Annotated in this window: 23 protein-coding genes; 6 read left to right on the top strand and 17 right to left on the bottom strand. The window is 68.3% G+C overall.

Translation table 11 applies throughout. The annotated features are described in order from the left end of the window. From AC5JOC_RS03035 to AC5JOC_RS03025, 3 genes are all read right to left on the bottom strand, one after another. A partial coding sequence (locus AC5JOC_RS03035; protein WP_494245285.1) for a hypothetical protein occupies nt 1–339 on the bottom strand: 339 nt, incomplete at its 3' end. Between the two features lie 127 nt (nt 340–466). Further along, nucleotides 467–763 (bottom strand): hypothetical protein, encoded by a 297-nt coding sequence (locus AC5JOC_RS03030; protein ID WP_079704758.1) that lies wholly within the window; start codon nt 761–763, stop codon nt 467–469. A gap of 112 nt (nt 764–875) precedes the next feature. After that, nucleotides 876–1,157 carry an ArsR/SmtB family transcription factor gene (locus AC5JOC_RS03025; protein WP_079704757.1) on the bottom strand — a complete coding sequence of 94 codons (282 nt, stop codon included), beginning with the start codon at nt 1,155–1,157 and terminating at the stop codon, nt 876–878. Between the two features lie 107 nt (nt 1,158–1,264). Here AC5JOC_RS03025 and AC5JOC_RS03020 point away from each other — a divergent pair, with 107 nt between their 5' ends. Next, nucleotides 1,265–2,086, top strand: a complete 822-nt coding sequence (locus AC5JOC_RS03020; protein WP_494245282.1) for a sulfite exporter TauE/SafE family protein — start codon at nt 1,265–1,267, stop codon at nt 2,084–2,086. On the opposite strand, the gene AC5JOC_RS03015 is transcribed toward AC5JOC_RS03020, so the two are convergent. From AC5JOC_RS03015 to AC5JOC_RS02980, 8 genes are all read right to left on the bottom strand, one after another. Beyond that, on the bottom strand, nt 2,081–3,085 hold the full coding sequence (locus tag AC5JOC_RS03015; RefSeq protein WP_137242552.1) for an alpha/beta hydrolase: 1,005 nt from the start codon (nt 3,083–3,085) through the stop codon (nt 2,081–2,083). The genes AC5JOC_RS03020 and AC5JOC_RS03015 overlap by 6 nt on opposite strands. Next, nucleotides 3,078–4,547 carry an MFS transporter gene (locus AC5JOC_RS03010; RefSeq protein WP_494245280.1) on the bottom strand — a complete coding sequence of 490 codons (1,470 nt, stop codon included), beginning with the start codon at nt 4,545–4,547 and terminating at the stop codon, nt 3,078–3,080. Before AC5JOC_RS03010 ends, AC5JOC_RS03015 begins: the two co-directional genes overlap by 8 nt. 132 nt (nt 4,548–4,679) lie before the next feature. Then, a complete protein-coding gene (locus AC5JOC_RS03005) occupies nt 4,680–5,546 on the bottom strand; it encodes a putative endonuclease domain-containing protein (RefSeq protein WP_494245278.1) in 867 nt (288 codons plus the stop codon). Between the two features lie 83 nt (nt 5,547–5,629). Beyond that, nucleotides 5,630–5,965: a DUF3349 domain-containing protein gene (locus AC5JOC_RS03000; protein ID WP_494245277.1), complete on the bottom strand. Its 336-nt coding sequence runs from the start codon at nt 5,963–5,965 to the stop codon at nt 5,630–5,632. Nucleotides 5,966–5,967: 2 nt separating this feature from the next. Next, nucleotides 5,968–6,333 (bottom strand): DUF3349 domain-containing protein, encoded by a 366-nt coding sequence (locus AC5JOC_RS02995; protein WP_494245276.1) that lies wholly within the window; start codon nt 6,331–6,333, stop codon nt 5,968–5,970. Between the two features lie 2 nt (nt 6,334–6,335). Continuing rightward, the gene (locus AC5JOC_RS02990) at nt 6,336–6,644 is read right to left on the bottom strand and encodes a hypothetical protein (protein WP_494245274.1); all 309 of its coding nucleotides are present in this window, start codon (nt 6,642–6,644) and stop codon (nt 6,336–6,338) included. 11 nt (nt 6,645–6,655) lie between these two features. Next, a complete protein-coding gene (locus tag AC5JOC_RS02985) occupies nt 6,656–7,867 on the bottom strand; it encodes an inorganic phosphate transporter (RefSeq protein WP_494245272.1) in 1,212 nt (403 codons plus the stop codon). Nucleotides 7,868–7,975: 108 nt separating this feature from the next. Continuing rightward, complete coding sequence (locus tag AC5JOC_RS02980) at nt 7,976–8,578, bottom strand: TetR/AcrR family transcriptional regulator (protein WP_494245271.1); 603 nt, start codon at nt 8,576–8,578, stop codon at nt 7,976–7,978. A 132-nt stretch (nt 8,579–8,710) separates the two neighbouring features. On the opposite strand from AC5JOC_RS02980, the gene AC5JOC_RS02975 reads away from it, so the two are divergent. Beyond that, entirely contained in the window at nt 8,711–9,424 is a 714-nt protein-coding gene (locus AC5JOC_RS02975) for an SDR family oxidoreductase (RefSeq protein ID WP_494245269.1), read from the top strand. Between the two features lie 70 nt (nt 9,425–9,494). On the opposite strand, the gene AC5JOC_RS02970 is transcribed toward AC5JOC_RS02975, so the two are convergent. The 3 genes from AC5JOC_RS02970 to AC5JOC_RS02960 all read right to left on the bottom strand — a co-directional run bounded on the left by AC5JOC_RS02970 (nt 9,495) and on the right by AC5JOC_RS02960 (nt 12,864). Then, nucleotides 9,495–10,487: an NADP-dependent oxidoreductase gene (locus tag AC5JOC_RS02970; RefSeq protein ID WP_494245267.1), complete on the bottom strand. Its 993-nt coding sequence runs from the start codon at nt 10,485–10,487 to the stop codon at nt 9,495–9,497. 245 nt (nt 10,488–10,732) lie between these two features. Continuing rightward, nucleotides 10,733–11,278, bottom strand: a complete 546-nt coding sequence (locus AC5JOC_RS02965) for a hypothetical protein (protein WP_229939803.1) — start codon at nt 11,276–11,278, stop codon at nt 10,733–10,735. Nucleotides 11,279–11,397: 119 nt separating this feature from the next. After that, nucleotides 11,398–12,864: an alanine/glycine:cation symporter family protein gene (locus AC5JOC_RS02960; RefSeq protein WP_079704748.1), complete on the bottom strand. Its 1,467-nt coding sequence runs from the start codon at nt 12,862–12,864 to the stop codon at nt 11,398–11,400. Nucleotides 12,865–13,034: 170 nt separating this feature from the next. On the opposite strand from AC5JOC_RS02960, the gene AC5JOC_RS02955 reads away from it, so the two are divergent. From AC5JOC_RS02955 to AC5JOC_RS02945, 3 genes are all read left to right on the top strand, one after another. Beyond that, a complete protein-coding gene (locus tag AC5JOC_RS02955) occupies nt 13,035–13,676 on the top strand; it encodes a DUF2254 family protein (RefSeq protein ID WP_494245264.1) in 642 nt (213 codons plus the stop codon). Beyond that, nucleotides 13,677–13,934 (top strand): DUF2254 family protein, encoded by a 258-nt coding sequence (locus AC5JOC_RS02950; RefSeq protein WP_494245290.1) that lies wholly within the window; start codon nt 13,677–13,679, stop codon nt 13,932–13,934. A 234-nt stretch (nt 13,935–14,168) separates the two neighbouring features. Further along, complete coding sequence (locus tag AC5JOC_RS02945) at nt 14,169–14,684, top strand: MarR family winged helix-turn-helix transcriptional regulator (protein ID WP_494245263.1); 516 nt, start codon at nt 14,169–14,171, stop codon at nt 14,682–14,684. A 34-nt stretch (nt 14,685–14,718) separates the two neighbouring features. Here AC5JOC_RS02945 and AC5JOC_RS02940 read toward each other — a convergent pair whose 3' ends face one another. Continuing rightward, entirely contained in the window at nt 14,719–15,231 is a 513-nt protein-coding gene (locus AC5JOC_RS02940) for a hypothetical protein (protein ID WP_494245261.1), read from the bottom strand. A 100-nt stretch (nt 15,232–15,331) separates the two neighbouring features. On the opposite strand from AC5JOC_RS02940, the gene AC5JOC_RS02935 reads away from it, so the two are divergent. Then, nucleotides 15,332–15,628, top strand: a complete 297-nt coding sequence (locus AC5JOC_RS02935) for an iron-sulfur cluster assembly accessory protein (protein ID WP_079704745.1) — start codon at nt 15,332–15,334, stop codon at nt 15,626–15,628. A gap of 84 nt (nt 15,629–15,712) precedes the next feature. Here the strand turns inward: AC5JOC_RS02935 and AC5JOC_RS02930 are convergent, their stop codons facing one another. Together AC5JOC_RS02930 and AC5JOC_RS02925 are read right to left on the bottom strand one after the other, a co-directional pair. Further along, a complete protein-coding gene (locus AC5JOC_RS02930; RefSeq protein WP_494245259.1) occupies nt 15,713–18,013 on the bottom strand; it encodes a transglutaminase domain-containing protein in 2,301 nt (766 codons plus the stop codon). Between the two features lie 217 nt (nt 18,014–18,230). Continuing rightward, nucleotides 18,231–18,569 (bottom strand): hypothetical protein, encoded by a 339-nt coding sequence (locus AC5JOC_RS02925; RefSeq protein ID WP_494245257.1) that lies wholly within the window; start codon nt 18,567–18,569, stop codon nt 18,231–18,233. Nucleotides 18,570–18,619: the final 50 nt, after the last annotated feature.

Genomic DNA, 18,619 nt, shown 5'->3' with positions numbered 1-18,619 from the left:
TCGCAGCTGGTCCTCGGTCACGGGGAAGGAGACCTCGTAGTACAGCTGCGTGGCGGTCATGTCACCCCAATCGTCCTTCTTCACCCGGATACCGGCGGTCGAGACCTCGGCGATCCGGACGCGCAACCAGGAGCCGTCCTCCAGACGAAGCTCGTGCGGGTCGGCGAGATAGCCCATGCCGATCTCGTCGAGCGCCTCCTCGGCATGGAACCAGTCCAGCGCATCGGTTCGCTGACGCCCCAGGAGATCGATGACGACGAACCCCTCACCGACAGGCTTCATCCACCCCAGCCGCTCTCGGTCCTCCGAGCGCCGATGTTCGATCCAGTCCGGTTCCATGCAGCGAGCGTAACGGCCACCGAGGAACAACGACTGACGGATGACTGACCGAACGCCAGCCCACTCAACAGCACGAGGGGGCCGACTCGAAAGCCGGCCCCCTCGTGCGTCGTACGACGACGAGCGATCAGTGCTCGTCGTAGTGCTCGCCGTGCGCCGCGTGCTGGTGGCCGTCGTGCACGTAGTCGACGTGACCGTCGTGGTCGACGGCGTCGTGACCGCACGCCGCACCGTGCTCGTGGTCGGCGACGGTGTGCTCGGCGACGCTCTCGTGCTCGTCGTAGTGACCGTCGTGCAGAGCGTGGTGGTGCGTGCCGTGCACGTAGTCGGTGTGGTCGTCGTGCTGGACGGCTTCGTGGCCGCAGTCCGTTCCGTGCTCGTGCTCGGTGACGGAGTGCTCGGCGTGGATGTCAGTCGTGCTCATGATTGCCTTTCGAAGGAAGAGATCGGGTGTCGCGACGGGCGGCGACGCGTCATCAGTACATCTCATTCATAAGCGAATTGCAATACATGCAGCTAATCGATAGTGGTTCTCGCTATCCCTCGAGGGCGTGCTGCACGGCATCGTCGACGATGTGCGAGACGTGCACGTCAGCGACGTCGTAGTGCGCCTCTCGGCCGATCCGCTGCACCGAGACCAGGCCGGCTGATCGCAGCGTCCGCAGGTGCTGCGAGACCAACGGCTGCGACAACTGACTCTGCTCGGCGAGCTGACCGACCGTGGACGTGCCGGCGGCCAGGATGCGCAGCAACCGCAACCGCGAGGAGGAGGACAGGGCCTTGAACAACTCGGCAGCGGGTTCGAGATCCTCGTTCATCTATACATATAAGCAGATGTGAATGCATCAGGATCGCCTGAACCCTCGAAGACCCCGTTCGACGTCCGCCCGATGGATCATCACTCTGACGATTAGGCTGGGCGACTGTGCTCGATGGACCGCTGATCGCCGAATGGCTTCCCGTTTCGGTGGCCGCGCTCGTCCTCCTCCTCGTCGCGGCGGGAGTGGCCGGCTGGGTCGACGCGGTCGTCGGTGGCGGCGGACTGATCCAACTGCCCGCGCTCGTCATCGCCGTACCGAGCGACGTCGCGACCCCCTTCATCCTGGGTACGAACAAGCTGTCGTCGTTCTTCGGCACCCTGTCGGCGAGCTGGGTGTACCTGCGCAAGATCAGGGTGCAGTTCGTGCTCCTGGTGCCCCTCGTCGCCGGTGCATACGCCGGGTCGACCGTCGGTGCCGCCCTGTCGCGGTACGTCCCTCGCGACGTGTTGACGCCCATCGTGCTCGTGGCCGTGATCGCTGTGGCGCTGTACACCCTCTTCAAGCCGACCATGGGCCTGCACCACGAACCCCGCCATGACCGCGCCACCGCCGTCGCCTGGCGGGCGGCGTTGATCGGGCTGCTGGTGGGCTTCTACGACGGCATCCTCGGACCGGGAACGGGTTCGTTCTTCGTCATCCTCATCGTCGGCGTACTCGGCTACGGCTTCCTGCAAGCCAGCGTCAACGCGAAGATCGCCAACCTCACCACGAACCTCGCCGCCCTCGTCGTGTACGGGGTGCACGGCGAGGTCCTGCTCGCGCTCGGTCTCGCCATGGCCGTGATGAACATCACCGGCGGGTTCATCGGCGCCCGTATGGCGACGAAACGCGGAAGCGGCTTCGTGCGGATCGTGTTCCTGGTGACCCTGTCCATCCTCATCGTGAAGCTGGCCTGGGACACCGTGATGCAGTTCACCGGTTCATGATGCACCCGGCAGAGCGACCTCGCCGGCGGGTGTTCCGAGCAGTCGCCTCGTCCAGTCGGCCAGGGCCGCGATGGCGGCCCGCGAGATGGCGGCTCTCGGCACCATGCTCGTGAAGCCGTGGAACGCCCCCGGCCAGACGTGCAGTTCCGCGTCGCCACCCGCAGCCCACATCGCACTGGCAAAGGCGACCGTCTCGTCACGGAACACCTCGGCGCTGCCACAGTCGAGGTAGGTGCGCGGAAGCCCGGTGAGATCGGTCGCCCGCGCCGGCGCGGCGGAGATGGAAACGTCCTCACCGGCGCGACGGTGTCCGAGATAGGCCTCCCAGCCGAACCGGGTCATCTGCCGATCTGCGACCCCGACCCCGTCGATCTGCATCGTCGACACGGTGGCATCCCGATCGTCGAGCATCGGCGAGACGAGGATCTGCCCGAAGAGGGCCGGCCCACGGCGGTCCCGGGCGAGCAGGGCGGTGCCGGCCGCGAGCCCGCCGCCAGCGCTCTGCCCGGCGATCACGATGCGGTCCGGGTCGATACCGAGTTCATCCGCGTGCTCCGCGACCCAGACGAGTCCGGCGTAGCAGTCCTCGACCGGGTACGGGTCGGGGTACTCGGGGGCGAGGCGGTAGTCGACGCTGATGAGCACGACGTCGTGGTCGTTCAGGAGCCAGTCGTCGTAGGACTCGAGGTTGCCGAGGTGATGACCGAACATCATCCCTCCGCCATGGATCGTATAGACCGCCGTCGTCGCGCCGGAGCGCCCGATCCGCTGGACGACAGCGAGCGTGATCGGATCCCCGAGATGGCCGGGCACCGTGAGGGAGCGCCGCTCGAACCCGCGCGAGCGCAGCCGTTCGTCGAGGGCCTCCTCGGTCGTGTCGAGGCCGCGCATCCGCGGCAGCATCTCGGTCGTCAGCCTGAACGGCCCGCGCGCCTCGAGCGCGGCGAGGAAGGGGGTGAGTTCGGGATCGAACGGGGGACGGGGCATGAGGTCAGACATGGGATGGCTCCTGGGTTGCGGGCTGAGATGGGACGTGATGTGAACGGAGGACACCGACAGCCACGAGGGCTGCAGCGAGGACGGCGATGGTCGATCCCGCAATGAGGATCGCTTGCTGGAACGACGCGACGAGGGCCGGGGTGAAGTACTCGGTCGTGATGCCGCCGCCGACGACCGCAGCGAGGATCGTCCCGGTCGCGGCGATCCCGACAGCGGTGGCGATCTCGCTCGCGGTGTCGACCAGGGCCGCACCGATGGACGTGCGGTCCGCGGGAAGCCCGCGAAGGACGTTGTTGCCGGCGACGGCTCCGACCACCCGCATCCCGGCGGCGACGAGGATGAGTGCGACGAGCACCCACGGGTAGCCGAACCGGCTCAGCAGCGCGAACACGGCGAGCCCCGAGACGACCGCGGCGGCGCTCATCCATGCCGCACGATCGAGTCCCACGCGGTGCACGAACGGGCCGACGAAGCGACCGCTCGCCAAGAGCACCACGACCTGCGGGAGCATCGCGACAGCGGCCAGGGCCGGCGGCCACCCCCAGGCGAACTGCAGCTGCAGGGTCGCCAGGTACGACAAGCCGGCCATCGCCAGCCCGGCGGCGGCCTTGTACGCCAAGCCGGAGGCCACGAGCGGCTGAGCCACGAGACGAAGATCCAGCAACGGGTGGCGGGCGGTGCGCTCCCTGACGACGAAGCCGATCGCGGCGGTCACCGTTGCCGCCGCCGCGCCCCAGGCCGCAGCGACGTCGGTGCCGGCGACGAACAGGGTCGGGGTGAGGAGGACGCCGACGACGGTCGCGGTCCCGAGCGCAGCGCCGAGCACATCGATCCGGTCTCGGTGCAGGTGCGACCACTCGTCGGCACCGATCCCGGCGCGGATCCCGATCCAGGCGATCACCGCGATCGGGGCGTTGGCGACGATGAGCACCTGCCACGGCGCCACGGCGAGCACGAAGCCGCCGATCGTCGGCCCGGCGGCGAGGCCGACCAGCCCAGCGGTCGAGATGACCGTCAGCGCGCGGACACGCAGGTCGTCCCGGTCGAACAGGCGGAACGCCAACGCCATCGATCCCGGAGTCGTCATCGCCGCGGCGACGCCCATCAGGGCGCGTACGGCGATCAACTGCTCCACCGAGCCCACGAACACGGTCAAGACGCTGACGACGGCGAGCAGCGTCAGACCGACGAGCATGACCCGACGCCGACCGAACCGGTCGGCGACCGCACCGAAGAGCAACATCAGTCCGCCGAACGTGACCGAGTACGCGCCCGACACCCACTGCAGTGACGCGGTTGAAGCGGTGAGGTCACGGCCGATGGTCGGGAGCGCGACGTTCAGGACGGAGTTGTCGAGCATCTCGAACAGGAACACGCCCGAGAGGCCGGCCAGCGCGACCCACGCGTCGCGGAGGCGTGGCGGCGAGTCTTCGACAGCCGTGGAGGTTGAGGGTTCGAGCATGGGCGCACTCCTTCGATGAAGAAGTGGCGACTCCCACGAGACGCTTGTGCGTTTCCGCCGGCCGAAGCACGACGGGATTTTTCCCTCTGCGACGAGGGTAACGCATCATCGCCCTCTCGTGGCGCTCGCGGATCAGCGCAGATACGCGTCGACCATGAACGGACCCCGGATGGCCCTGAGCGTATCGACCAACCGGTCGAGCGCGCGTCGGTTCCACGACGAGAGCTGGAGATCGTGGGGGCCAAGGGGTTCGAGCTTCCCGGTGCGGAGGCGGACGACCTCCCAGCCAGCCGACCGCAGCGCGCGGTCCTTCCGTCGGTCCGCTTCCTCGCGGCGCCCCACGTGCTCGAGTCCGTGCCGGCCGATGCTGTCGTACTCGATGGCGATGCGCAGTTCCGGGTAGACCAGGTCGGGCCACACCTCCAGGTGCTGGAAGAACGGACGCTGCACCCGCACGGCGTTCAGTCCTTCGGTCAGCGTGAGTCGCCCGTGGAGATCCGCGCGCAGCTGAGCCTCGACAGCGGACGCCGGTTTCGGCGCGCACTCGGACGTGAAGGCCTCCCCCACCGGCAGGTCAGGGGTCTTCTCGCACAGCGACGGCTTCGGGCGCGCACGACGCTCCCGGATGAGCCCCGCGGCCGCGGGCACCGGATCGGTCACCGACTCCCGCATCGGCAGTGCGACGACCCTCGACGGATCCGCCTCGTCGGAGCATTCCGGGCACCACGCACTGCGGCGACGCTCGCGTCCGGGCCGCGAGCGCTGCTCAGCCGGCGTCGCGACGAACCGGTGCCCCCGGTCGCACTGCCACTGCAGCAGGACGTCGGCCGCGGGCGGCACCTGGCTCAGGACGATGCCGGCGTTGAGATCCGCGTGGTACTGACGCCACAGCGCTGGGAACGACGCCCAGGCCTGCCGGTAGGCGCCCACCGGGTACGGCGTCTCGAGGCCCTTCGACCACTGACGGCGGGCCCACCACGCTTCCACACGTTCCGGCACGAGCCGAACCTACGACGGGCCCCCGACACCGGCCACGAGCTGAGGACGCAGTGGTCGTCACCCCAGCACCACCGACTCGACCGTCAGACCGCGAAGTCGCTCGGCCACCCGTGGTCGGCGAGCGACCGGCGGACACGCTCCACGTCCTCGTCGCTCGGCAGCTCCGCGGTGACCCGCGCGATCGCGGTGGCGACGTCGACCCGACTGAGCGACGTGTCGCCCTCGGCCGCGAGGCGCGCACCCACCTCGGCCACCTCGGCGTCGCTCAGCCGCCGACGGAGGAGCGCCACGAGCGGGACGAAGTCCTGGTCGGGGAATCCTGCGGGATACCCGGCTCGGAGCCAGCGCACGATGCGGGCGACCAGCCCTCCGCGTTCCTCGAGGAGGGTCGCACGCGCCTTCCCGACCGGCGTCGTCATGGTCAGTCGCTCACCGCGCGGACGTCGTCCGGGCTGCCGAGCGGCCACCCCGCGCTCGCGAGCCGGGCGGAGACGCGGACGAGGTCCTCCGGGAGCGCCGGACCGAGGAGGAGCTGTTCGACACGCGCCCGCAGACGATCGTGGCCGACCGGCTCACCGCTCGCATCGGCGTTCTCCGCCTCGACGAGCAGTCCCTCGACGACCTGGTCCAGCTCCTCGGGGGTGAGGCTCCGTCGGAGGATGCCGAGCAGCGGCACGTAGTCGTGCTCGGGCACGCCCGTCGGGTATCCGGCGCGGAGCCAGCCGACGACACGCGCCACCACACCGGACCCGTGGGCGGTGAGGTCTGTCCCGTTCTCGGATGACATCCTCAGTCCTTCGGCGTGAAGGTCGGGAACACGTGGTCGAAGCTGACCTCCTGCCCCAGACCGGTGGCCACGATGATCGTGAGTCCGACCAGCACTGCGGCGACGACGACGGCGAAGCACAGCACGCCGATGGCCCGGAGGAGCGCCGACGGGATCGTCGGCGCGGCCGACCCGCTCCGGTCGTCGGACCCGGCGCCTCCGGCGACCGCGAACGAGCGGACACCCAGCGCGAAGAGCGCGGGAAGCCCGGCGCCGAGCACGAGCGCGATGACGGCCACCTGGGCGGCGGCTTCGAGGAAGAGCATGAACATGTCCGACGTCCTTACGCTGCGGTCTTCTGCGACGAGCGGGCGGGGGCGTCCTGCCAGTCGTCGTTCACGTTGTGGGATCCGATGCTGTCGCGGCGCGACCGCAGGTAGATGGCGAGCGCGACACCCACGAGGATCGCGACCATGAGGATTCCGCCGATCGCCCCGCCCGCGAGGTGACCGACCCACCACATCACCGCGCCCATGAGCGCGGCGGCCGGGAGGGTGATGATCCAGGCGACGACCATCCGCAGGGCCACCCGCCAGCGCACCTGCGCACCCGGCCGTCCGACCCCGGAGCCGAGGATCGATCCGGTCGCGACGTGCGTGGTGCTGAGGGCGAAGCCGAGGTGGCTCGAGGCGAGGATGACGGCGGCGGAGGAGCTCTCGGCGGCCATGCCCTGCGGTGTGTTCAACTCCACGATGCCCTTGCCGACGGTGCGGATGATCCGCCACCCGCCGATGTACGTGCCGAGCGAGATCGCGAGGGCACAGGCGAGCTTCACCCAGAGCGGGACCGACTCGGTGTCGTCCCAGCCGCCGGCCGCGATGAGCGCGAGGGTGATGACGCCCATCGTCTTCTGTGCGTCGTTCGTGCCGTGGGCGAGCGAGACGAGCGACGCGCTGCCGATCTGCCCGATCCGGAAGCCGCGGTGGAGACGCCCCTGGGCGAGGTTGCCGATGACGCGGAAGACGAGCCAGGTGCCGATCGCCGCCACCGCGCCGGCGAGCACCGGCGACATGAGCGCCGGGAGGATGACCTTGCCGACGACGCCGTCGAGCTTCGAGCCGTCACCGGCCCAGTTCACGCCGTTCAGGCCGAGGCCCGCGAGCGTCGAGCCGATGAGACCGCCGAAGAGCGCGTGCGACGAGCTCGACGGCAGACCGAGCAGCCAGGTGAGCAGGTTCCAGATGATGCCACCGATGAGCCCGGCGAGCACGATCAGCAGGAGCGCCGAGCCGCCTCCCTCGAGGAGCGCCGGATCGGGAGCTCCCGACGAATCCTGGATCTTCACGACCGCGTTCGTGACGGTGAGCGCGACTTCGATGCTGAGGAACGCGCCCACGAGGTTCAGCACCGCCGAGAGGGTGACCGCGACCTTCGGCGACAGCGCACCGGTGGCGATGGAGGTCGCCATCGCGTTCGCGGTGTCGTGGAAGCCGTTGGTGAAGTCGAAGGCGAGTGCCGTGATCACGACGAGCGAGAGCAGGATGATGGGGTCCACGGCGACGAGCTTGCTCCTCGATCGCTGGATCGACAACGGGTGAGCGGGCGGATTCACCCGTTGTTCACGTCAGGGGGACCGGACACCGAGCTGCGTGACGGTCGATCGTCAGCTCGGCAGGATCGCCCGCACCTGTGCTTCGATCTCGGCGACGATCTCGTCGATGGTGTTCTCGGCGTTGATCGTCGCCGCCATGCTGACGAACATGATCGCGGACACGATGTGCGCCGTCGTCGCGGCGCGCTCGGCGGTCATGAGGTCGTCTCGTTGCAACACCGCGGCGATCGCTTCCTCGGTCTGCATGGTGAGGGCGAGCGCGGCGCGGTGATACGGCTCCTCGGGATCGCCGAAGACGATCTCCCGGAGGTAGGTGCGGCCGTTGTCGACCTGCTTCCGATTGCATTCCACGACCGGACGGATGATCGCCATGACCGCATCGAGCGGGTCGGCTGCGGCGTCGGCGTCGGCCACCCCGCGGACGAGTGCATCCGCATAGGTGGAGTTCTGCACGAGCAGCAGGAGCTCACCCTTCGTCTTCGCGTAGAGGAAGAGCGTGCCGGTGCCGATGTCGGCCCGGTCGGCGATCTGCTGCGTCGTCACGTCGTCGACCCCGTGCTCGGCGAACAGCTCGCCGGCGGCGGCAGTGATGCGTTCGAGTTTGTCGAGCTTGTTGCGCTCGCGGCGACCGAGCGGCCGGGATTCGACGGTCATGGGTGTCCTTCGGGAATAGAAGATGATTGCGCTCAGTTGTGAGCATAGTCACTGGATCGCGGCATCGCTGGATGTCGCTCATTGTTCCACGACCACTTCGGAACCACTCACTCGAACAGAACGGTCAGCCACATGCCCTCACTCAACGGAGCAGTCGTCCTCGTCACCGGCGCGAACGGCGGCATCGGGACCAACTTCGTCCGCGACGCCCTCGAACGCGGCGCCAGCAAGGTCTACGCCACGGCTCGGAACCCGCGCACCTGGGACGACGAGCGTGTCGTCCCACTCGCGCTCGACGTCACCGACCCCGCTTCGATCGCCGCCGTCGTCGCCGCGGCCCCCGACGTCACGATCCTCATCAACAACGCCGGCACGAACGCGTCGACGCCCGGCATCCTGTCGCACACCGACGAGGAGATCCGCACCAACGTGGAGACCAACTTCCTCGGCCCGCTCTTCCTCGCTCGCGCGTTCGCACCGATCCTCGCCGCCAACACCGGATCCGCGATCATCGACATCCACTCCGCCCTCAGCTGGTACGCCGTCGCGGGCATCTACAGCGCCACGAAGGCCGCGCTCTGGTCGGCGACCAACTCGCTGCGCCTCGAGCTCGCCCCCGCGGGCGTGCACGTCGTCGGCGTGCATGTCGGCTACGTGGACACGGCAATGGCCGCCGGTGCGACCGACCCGAAGCTCGACCCCGCCGTCCTCGTGACGAAGGTACTCGACGCGACGGAGGCCGGCGAGTACGAAGTCCTCGCTGACGACACCTCGGTGCAGCTCAAGGCCGGGCTCAGCGCCCCACTCGAGGCGGTCTACCCGCAGCTCGCCGCAGTGCGTAGCTGACGCTCCGAAAGCGCTCGAAACGCTCCCGAACATCGCGTTCGGGAGCGTTTTGCGCGCTTTCGTCCGCGGGCTACGCCACGATGACGGCTTTGCCGCGGATGCCGCCGCCAGTGAGTGAGCCGAGGGCCTCCACCGTGTCGTCGAAGGGGAACACCCGTCCGACGACGGGACGGATCGCCCCGCTGTCGATGAGGGCGGTGATCTCGCGCAGCTGGTCACCACTCGCCCGCATGAGCAGGAACCGGTAGCTCACGCCGAGCCGCTTGGCCTGCCTGCGGATCTTGCCGCTGAGTGCGGAGATCGCGAGACGGAGCACCGCGTTGAGGCCGGCGGAGCGGGCGAAGTCCGGGGTCGGCGGTCCGGCGATGCCGACGGCCATTCCGCCGCGCTTGAGGATGCGGAGCGACTTCTGGAGGTTCTCGCCGCCGAGGCTGTCGAGCACGAAGTCATACCCCTGGAGCAGCGCCTCGAAATCCTCGGTGCGGTAGTCGATCACGGTGTCCGCGCCGAGTTCGCGCACGAAGTCCGCGTTGGAGGCACTGGCCGTCGTCGCGACCTCCGCACCGAGCTGCTTGGCGAGTTGGATTGCGATCGACCCGACCCCGCCCGCACCGGCGTGAATGAGGACCCGCTGACCGGGCTGCACGTCGCCGAGCTCGACGAGGGCCTGCCAGGCGGTCAGCGCGACGAGCGGCAGGGATCCCGCCTCCACCATGCTGATCGACGCCGGCTTGAGCGCGACATCCGCCTCTGCGACGGCGATGCGCTCGGCGAAGGCGCCGATCCGGTGATCACGAGGACGCGCGTAGACCTCGTCGCCGGGCTTGAAGCCGCGGACCTGCGCACCGACGCGGATGACGGTGCCGGCGACGTCATGGCCGAGGATGATCGGCAACCGGTACGGCAGGATCTGCTTGAACTCGCCGAGACGGATCTTCTCGTCGAGTTGATTGAGGCCGGCGGCCCGCACCTGCACGAGGACGTCGCCGGCACCGACGACGGGCTCGGGCACCTCGGTCTCGTGCAGTGGGGACGCGTAGCTCGAGATGGTGAACGCTCTCATGGGTGGGGCTCCTTCCGGGTCGTTTTCCCGGCTTAGCCCGAGTAAACTCAATCATGAGTTCACTCAGTTATTTTGTCAAGGCGCGCTCGCAGACATCCCGACGCCCGACCTCGTCCACTTCCTGATGAAGAAGAACGGCATCACCGAGTTCGACGGGCGCGGCACGTTCCGCGACGCCGGCACGGTCGACGAACCCACGGCGCGCCGAAACGGGCCCGGGCGACTCGACGGCCGCCCGGCCCGGGTCAGGCGAAGCGGTTGGAGAGCAACGTGCCGATCGAGTGCTGTCGGAGGTCCTCAGCGACCAGGAGCTCGCCGGTGACGAGGGTCTCCGACTGATCGAAGTACTCGATCAGTCGGCGGCAGAGGAGCGGCACGTCGACCTCACCCGACACGTCGATGCCGTTGATCGTGCTGGCGACCCCGAAGAGGATCTGCGCCTCCGCGGTCATCCTGGTCAGCACCGTCTGGAACTTCCCGGCCAACCGGCGGTCGTCGGCATGCTCACCCGCATCCACCAGCACCACGACCTCGACCGCGCCCGTCTGCACGGCGACGAGTTCCCGCAGGAGGCCCGCCAGTTCGGAGCACTGCTCGGCACCGTGACGCCGCGCTCCCGGCGGGACCTCGACGATCACCACGTGCCACGTACCGTCCGCGATGGCGTGGGTGACCGGGATGTCCGCGTCACCGAGACATCGCTCGAGCACGTCGACGACCGGGTGTGGCCCTCCAACCACGTTCAGGGCGGGACGGGAGGCAGGCTCGGGCGGGGCGTCGACGGCTGGCATGGTGCTCCTCGGACGGCCGACCGGGTTCGGTCGGAGACGAGAGCGGTGTGTTCACCGCCCGCCGACCAGACTTCCCGGCGCACCGCTGTCGAGTGTAGACGCTCGAGCCTGATCCCGCGTCAGCGAACGGTGCGGGCCTCCTGCACGGGCAGGGGGCCGGTCACGCTGAGCGCGTCCTGCCAGCATTCGATCCCGCTGACTTCGGGCAACCGGTCACGGGTGAAGACCGGATCGAGGCCGGCGCGCCGCTGCGCGGAGTAGTCCTTCAACAGCTTGAACACGATGCCCGACAGCAATCCGATGGCGACGAGGTTCACGAGAGCCATGAGTCCCATGATGCCGTCGGCGGTGTTCCAGATGACGTCGGCCGAAGCGATCGAACCGAGGAAGATCACGGCGACGACGAGCACCCGGTACCCGGTGAGCACACGACGGCTCGACGAGATGAATTCGATGTTCGACTCGCCGTAGTAGTAGTTCCCGAGGATGGAGCTGAACGCCAGGAGGAAGATGATGATGCTCAGGAGGACGTTCGACCACTCGCCGAGGTTGCCGACGATGGCGTTCTGGGTGAGTCCGATGCCGCGGGTCGCCCCGGCGAGGTCCGGTGAGGACACGAGGATGATGAACGCCGTGATCGAACACACGAGGAAGGTGTCGAAGTAGACGCCGAGGGTCTGGACGAGGCCCTGCTTCACCGGGTGCGTCACGGCCGCGCTCGCACCGGCGTTGGGCGCTGAACCGAGACCGGCCTCGTTCGAGAACATGCCCCGCTTCACGCCCGTCATGATGATGGTGCCCAGCGCTGCGCCGACCACTTCGTTGAACCCGAACGCCTGCGTGTAGATGGACGCGAACACGACCGGCAGCTGGTCGATGTTCATCCCGACGATGACGAGGCCGAGCAGCAGGTAGCCGAGTGCCATGGCGGGCACCACCGCCTGGGTCACGCTCGCGATGCGGCGGATTCCACCGAACACCACGAGCGCGGTGAGGGCAGCGAGCAGGATCCCGATCACCCAGGGGATCCAGCCGATCTCGCCGCCGAAGCTCGACGACACGGTCGCGCTGATCGTGTTGGCCTGCAGCGAGCTGAACGCGAAGGGGAAGCAGACGATGAGGATGACGGCGAAGATGATCCCCATCCAACGCGCCTTCAGGCCGTGCTGCATGTAGTAGGCAGGACCGCCGCGGAACCCGTCCTTGTCCCGCACCTTGAACAGCTGGCCGAGGGTGGACTCGACGAAGCTCGACGCGCCTCCGATGAACGCCATCGTCCACATCCAGAACACCGCTCCGGGGCCGCCGATCGCGATCGCCGTCCCGACACCCGCGATGTTGCCGACGCCGACCCGCGACGCGGCCGAGATCGTGAACGCTTGGAAGGCCGAGACCGACTGCGGTTTGCCGTCGTCACCGAGCGGCGTCTTGTTCGTGAGGGTGCGGAACATCTCGGGGATGAGCCGGAACTGCACCACGCCCGAGCGAACGGTGAAGTACAGACCGAGGAGCCCGAGGACGGGCAGCACCGCCCAGGTCCACAACAGATCGCCACCGGCCAGGATCACTTCGTTCAGGATGTCCATCCCGAGAGTATGGCGCAGGCGACGCCTGGCGCGCACGATCCGTCCGTCACCCGACCCACTCGCTGCGTGGGCCCGGTTGACGCTACGCTCCGCGACGTGCGGCGGTGACAGTGACGGTGCGACTGCATCGTCCGGCAGGATGGTGTTCCGCCGTCGACCGCAAGGACATCATGAAGACAGGTCTCTCGAGGTTCCTCTTCCTGCTCGGTAAGAAGGTGTGGGCCAGGGCCGCCGTGTTCACCTTGATGGCCGTCGCCTTCGCTCTCGCGGCCGGCTTCATCGGGGGCCTCCTCCCGTTCCGGCTGGTGATCGACCTCGGTCAGGACTCCGTCGGATCGATCCTGCAGATCATCGCGAGCTCGATGCTCGCGGTCACGACGTTCTCGATCACCGCGATGGTGACCGTCTACTCGTCGGCGACCACGATCGCGACGCCGCGAGCGACGCAGCTCATGGTCGAGGACACCACCTCGCAGAACGCGCTGTCGACGTTCGTCGGCGGCTTCACCTTCTCCCTCGTCGGCATCATCGCGTTGTCGACGGGCTACTACGGCGACCAGGGACGTACGATCCTGTTCTTCGGAACACTGGTGATGATCACGATCATCGTCGTGACCTCCTGCGCTGGATCGCCCATCTCTCCACCTTCGGCCGCATGTCCGACATCATCGACCACGTCGAGTCCGCTGCCACGACGTCGCTCAGCGCCTTGCGGAGTCGCCGTCTCCATGCCAGGTGGTCGCGACGGGCTGGCCGGGTCGTCGACGTCGACGACACCGCTCGCGATCGTCGAGGGCGAGGCGGAGACGTAGCTGCAGGCGTCGATCCGGCGGGCCTTCCGGATCGCGGCCCATCGCACCTACGAGCAGGACCCGCGTCTCGGCGTGATCGCCTTGGCCGAGATCGGCAGCCGGGCCCTCTCGCCGGCGACGAACGACCCGGGCACGGCGATCGACGATCATCGGAGCCCTGCAACGGGTCTTCACGGCGACCCTCATCGCGACGCGCGACGTGCGACGTCGACTACCCGCTGGTCTAGGTCCGCAGCGTCACCCTCGAGGACCTCGTGATGGATGCGTTCCGTCCGCTCTCGCGCGATGGCGCCGGCATCCTCGAAGTCCAGATGCGACTGCAGAAGTCGCCTCGCGGGCGCTCCTCGGCGTGGTGGCCACCGCTCACCTCGACCAGACGCCGATGTCGCAGTGCTCGACGCACTGCACCGCCGACTGCAGTCCTGAGCACGCACGCACACACCCCGTCGTCGGGCGAAGTCGCCGCGCCCGCCGGGCGTGGGCACTTGTACGATGACGAACGAGGACGTCGCGTATCGGACGCGGGTGGAGGTCGGTCAGGTGGCAGAGGTCGAGGACACGGCCGCGGTGGAAGCGACACTCGTCGCCTCGCGGGCGCTCCTCGGCGTGGTGGCCCGCTCCCTGACCGGGGTCCTGCAGGAGATCAGCCTGCCGCAGTTCCGCGTGCTCGTGATCCTCTCGACGCAGGAACGACTGCGCATCGGGCGGCTCGCCGCGCAGCTGCACATGAATCGCTCCACCTTCTCCCGGGTGATCGACCGGATGACCTCGAAGGACTGGGTTCGTCGCGTCCCGAGCTCCGACAGCCGGCGGGAGGTCCTCGTGGAGATCACGGACTCCGGGGCGGCGATCGTGTCGGAGGTGACGGAACGCCGACGACAGGAGATCGCACGGATCCTCGAGCGGATGCCGATGTCCGACCAGCACGCACTCGTGGACGCGCTCAACCGTTTCTCGCTCGCCGCCGGCGAACCTGCCGCGACGGAACTGCTCGACCTCGGCCTCTGACCGATCGGGATGCCGCGAGGGCGCTTCCTGCCCGCTACGGCTCCGTGTTGGCGCCGACGTGCGCGGGATCGTCGGAGAGTTCGATCCAGACCCCGTCGGGGAACGCATCGACGAGGGGCTGCGGACCCGCCTGGCCGGCCTGGCGCCGAATCGCCTCATCCAGCACCGCCACGAGCATCGCGGTCTGCTTCGCCATCGGCGGCAACGGCGGTATCAGCATCGGCGGATGGGTCCAGCACTCGAGGGCGAGCGCCGGCAGTCCCGAGGCGACCGCATCGATGAACTCGTCTGCGAACCGGTCATGCAGGCCGGATCGGACGGCCCGGTCATCGACGGCTTCGGCAGGCTCGCAGCATCGACTGACCGCGTACGCCAGCAAGAACGCGTTGCATCGCTCCCAGGCGTCCTCGGACTCGTCGCGAAGGTGACTGATCGCGGCCGCACGATCATCATCGGACGTCCGAGCGTCGAGCAATCGTCGAGCGGTCTGGAGTAGCTCGTTCTGGAGCGGTCGCTGGGCGGCCTCCAGCAGATTCAGGTCGTCCACGGACATCTCCATTCAGTATCGGTACACGGCAACTGTTGCACTCATGCACACATCACCTCAAGCTGAAAGGGAAAGCAGACTCATCACCGGAAGGAACACCATGCTCACGTTGACCCAGAACGCCGTCACGGTCATCCGGACGCTCGCAACCCGAACCGACGACCCACGCACCGGCGGTCTTCGCATCCGATCCGAAGCGGAGCGTGCGTCGCACTTCGCGGTCGATCTCGCCACCGAGCCCGAGATCGGCGACGAGGTCGTCGAAGACCGCGGCGCCAGGGTCTTCCTCGACCCTGTCGCCTGCCCTCGCATGGAGAAGAAGGAACTCGACGCCCTGATCGACGGTGGCAGCGTGCGGTTCGAGGTTCGCGACCAGGAACGGCCCGCGCTGTTGTAGACCGCCGGCCGAGCAGGCCGTCCGCGTCGAAGCGGCGGGCGTGCTCGATCGAAGCCCGTCCTCGAGGACGAGGATGCTCGCCGATCAGGGCGTCGCGTATGCGGGGATCGACGAGTCGATCATCCAGTACGTGTCCTCGACCCGCTGCGCGGTGTCGGTGAAGCCCGAGTCGGGGATCATGAGGTACGCCGAGGGGTCGCCGCCATCGTTCCAGGTGCTGTCGACGGCGAGCCACTGCCCGTCCACGAACACCTTGTTCCACGCGTGCGGCCCACCGGAGAGGACGTCGCCGGTCACGACCACCGTCTGCACACCCGCGGCGTTCGCGAGCGCATTGAAGGCGTAGGAGTAGCTCGCACACACACCGAGCCCCTGCAGCAGCGTCCCGGTGGCGTTCCAGGCGTACTCGTAGCCGACCGGGACCCCGTCGAACGCGTCGCCCTGCAGGGTCGCGAAGGCGGCGTCGTCGTACTCGGCGTTCGAGACGAGCCACTCGTTGAGCGCGGTGACCTTCTCCCGATCGCTCAGCCCCTCGGGTGCCACTGCCGCCACGACCTCGTCGACGCGTTGCTTGAGTTGCGCCTGCAGCGCCGCCACCTCGTCGTTCGGCAGCGAATACGTCACGAGCAGGGTGTCTCCCCCGTCGCGGAGTCCGACGTAGCTGACGTTGAAGACGTAGGGGTTCTGGGCCCGCGCCTCGTACACGGCGTCGTACGGGTCGGGCGCTCCCGGAGTGTCGACGAACTCGGAGATGTCGATCGACTTCGTCTGGGCGATCAGGTGCCCGGCGAGGAACCGGGTGAACTCGGTGCTGCCGTAGACCGGGTAGTCGGTGGGTGGCACCTCGGACACCGGTTCGGCGTCGGTGTTCTCGGGTGCCACGAAGGCGTCGAACCGCGGCATGCCGGTCGGCGGGGCAGCCTCCTGCGCTGCGGCGTTGAACTGGGCGATGGCTGCGACCGGGTCGGGGGTCGACCGCTTCGTGATCGGGATCCACTCCCCCAGCTGCGTGTTGCGCCCACGGAGCGGGACGACCCATCGATCGCCGTAGTCGAGCACGGCGCTGTCATCGAGGTACGCGACGGTCGAGCGGGTGCGCCCGTCGACGGAGACGAACGGCAGCACCTTCTGCACGTTCTCGATGCCCTCGATGTAGCCGCTGGCACCCCAGTTCTTCAGCGCCCGCGTGGAGTTCGACGCGACCTCGAGCGGGAGGAATCCGGCGGAGCGGGTGAAGTCGTACGGCTTGTACGGGGAGAAGGCTGTTCCGTCGGTGGCGATCACGCCGAGGTCGAACCCGATCGTCTCGGCGGCGATCTCCTCCTCGCCGGCGTCCTGCTCCTCGCCGCCGGTCACGTCGTCCTCGGTCTGCGAACGGTAGTTGTAGGCCTGCAGCCCGATGTTCTGACGACTGACGAAGGGGGCTTCCTTCGCCTCGAAGCTCTCGGTGTCGCCAGCGGAGGACCACTCGGTCCCGTCGACCTCGGCCACCAGCTTGAAGACGCCGTCACCCCGCTTGGTGACCTCGTGGTGCACGATCAGGTAGGTGTCGGCGCCTTCCACCGACTCCCAGGACAGCGTGACACCGCCGCTGTCGTCGGCCGCCCCGAAGGTCACCTCGGGTGCCGCGTACTCCGACTCGACGGTGAACTTGGTCACGAGCGGCTTGTCCCGCTCGGTGCCGTCCTTCTCGAGCCGACTTACGAGGAAGTACTCGTCGTGCAGGCCCCAGCGGCCGCGGGACGCTCCGGCTTCGTCGAGGATGTCCGCCTCGGTCTTCCCGAACGTCTTCCCGAGTTCGGTTCCGGAGATCGTGACGCCGCCACCGGAGTCGGACTGGTACACCGAGTACTCGGCCTGCTTCGTCAGAGCCGCGTCGTAGAAGACCTGGAACGCCCACGGGGGTGCGTTGCCGCCGCGGTCGAGGTCGTCGGCGTCCGCCCGCTTCTTGTTCTCTGCCTTCACGTCGTAGTCGACGTCGATCTCGAACTCGTGGTCGCGTTCGAGGCCCGCCTGTGGGGCCGTGAAGTCGTAGAGTGCGGACTGGTCGGTGGTGATGCGGCCCTCGTTGCCGCCGGTCACGGCAGGGACCACGACGAACGCCGCCACGACGGCGAGCGCGGCCGCGATCGCGACGCTCCCGGTGACGATGCCGATCGTGCGGCCCCGCCGTTTGCCAGGACGCTTCGGCTGGTGTGGCTGCTGTGGCTGCTGTGGGGCTGGTGACTGCTGCACGGGTCGTGGCTGCGATGACGGCTGCGGCTGCTGCTGGGCGCCGCCGCGCACCTGCGGGGTCCACTCCGAGCCGTTCCAGTACCGCTGCCCGGTCGGGTTCCACGGGTCCGCATACCAACCGGCCGGCGTACCCCCATGCGATTCCGTCACCCGACATCCCCCTTCAATCCGAACGCATCACTGCGATGACCCCATCAAAGCAACGCAACATACGTTATTCGATTCACGGGAATCGGGAAGCGAATCGGCCCGCCGTCACCGCACGACCTCGAGCGGTCAGATCGTCGCGCCGACGTCCCGGAACCCCTGCGGGGACGTGCCGGCGAGGCGCTGATCGACGGACGAGCCGGCGCTCACAGGGCGAAGATCACACCGTCTGAACGATGAGGGCGACGCCGAATGCGACGACCAGGCCGTTGCCGACGATGGCCGTCCACCTCCGAAAGGACGCGCCCGTCCTCCGCCGGAGTCCGGCTCCGAGCGCGACCAGCAGCGCCTGCCAGCCGAAGGATGCGAGCCCGACACCCACGATGAAGGCGACCGCCGTCGACCCTGATTCCGTGAACTCGGCCAGCCCGGTCAGGATCGCCGCGAAGTACACCAGGGTGGCCGGGTTGATCGCCGTCAGGCCGAGGAAGAGCAGGTAGCGCTGACGCGAGGTGCCCGAGCGGCTCTGCGGGCCGTTCCCCGGCTGACGGCTTCGCACGGAGGCCCTGCAGGAGACCGTGCGCTCCGAGCGCGACGACGGCGACACCG

Source organism: Plantibacter sp., assembly GCF_059073635.1.
Note: the sequence above shows the minus strand (reverse complement) of the source record. Positions and strands in the feature narration are given on the sequence as shown.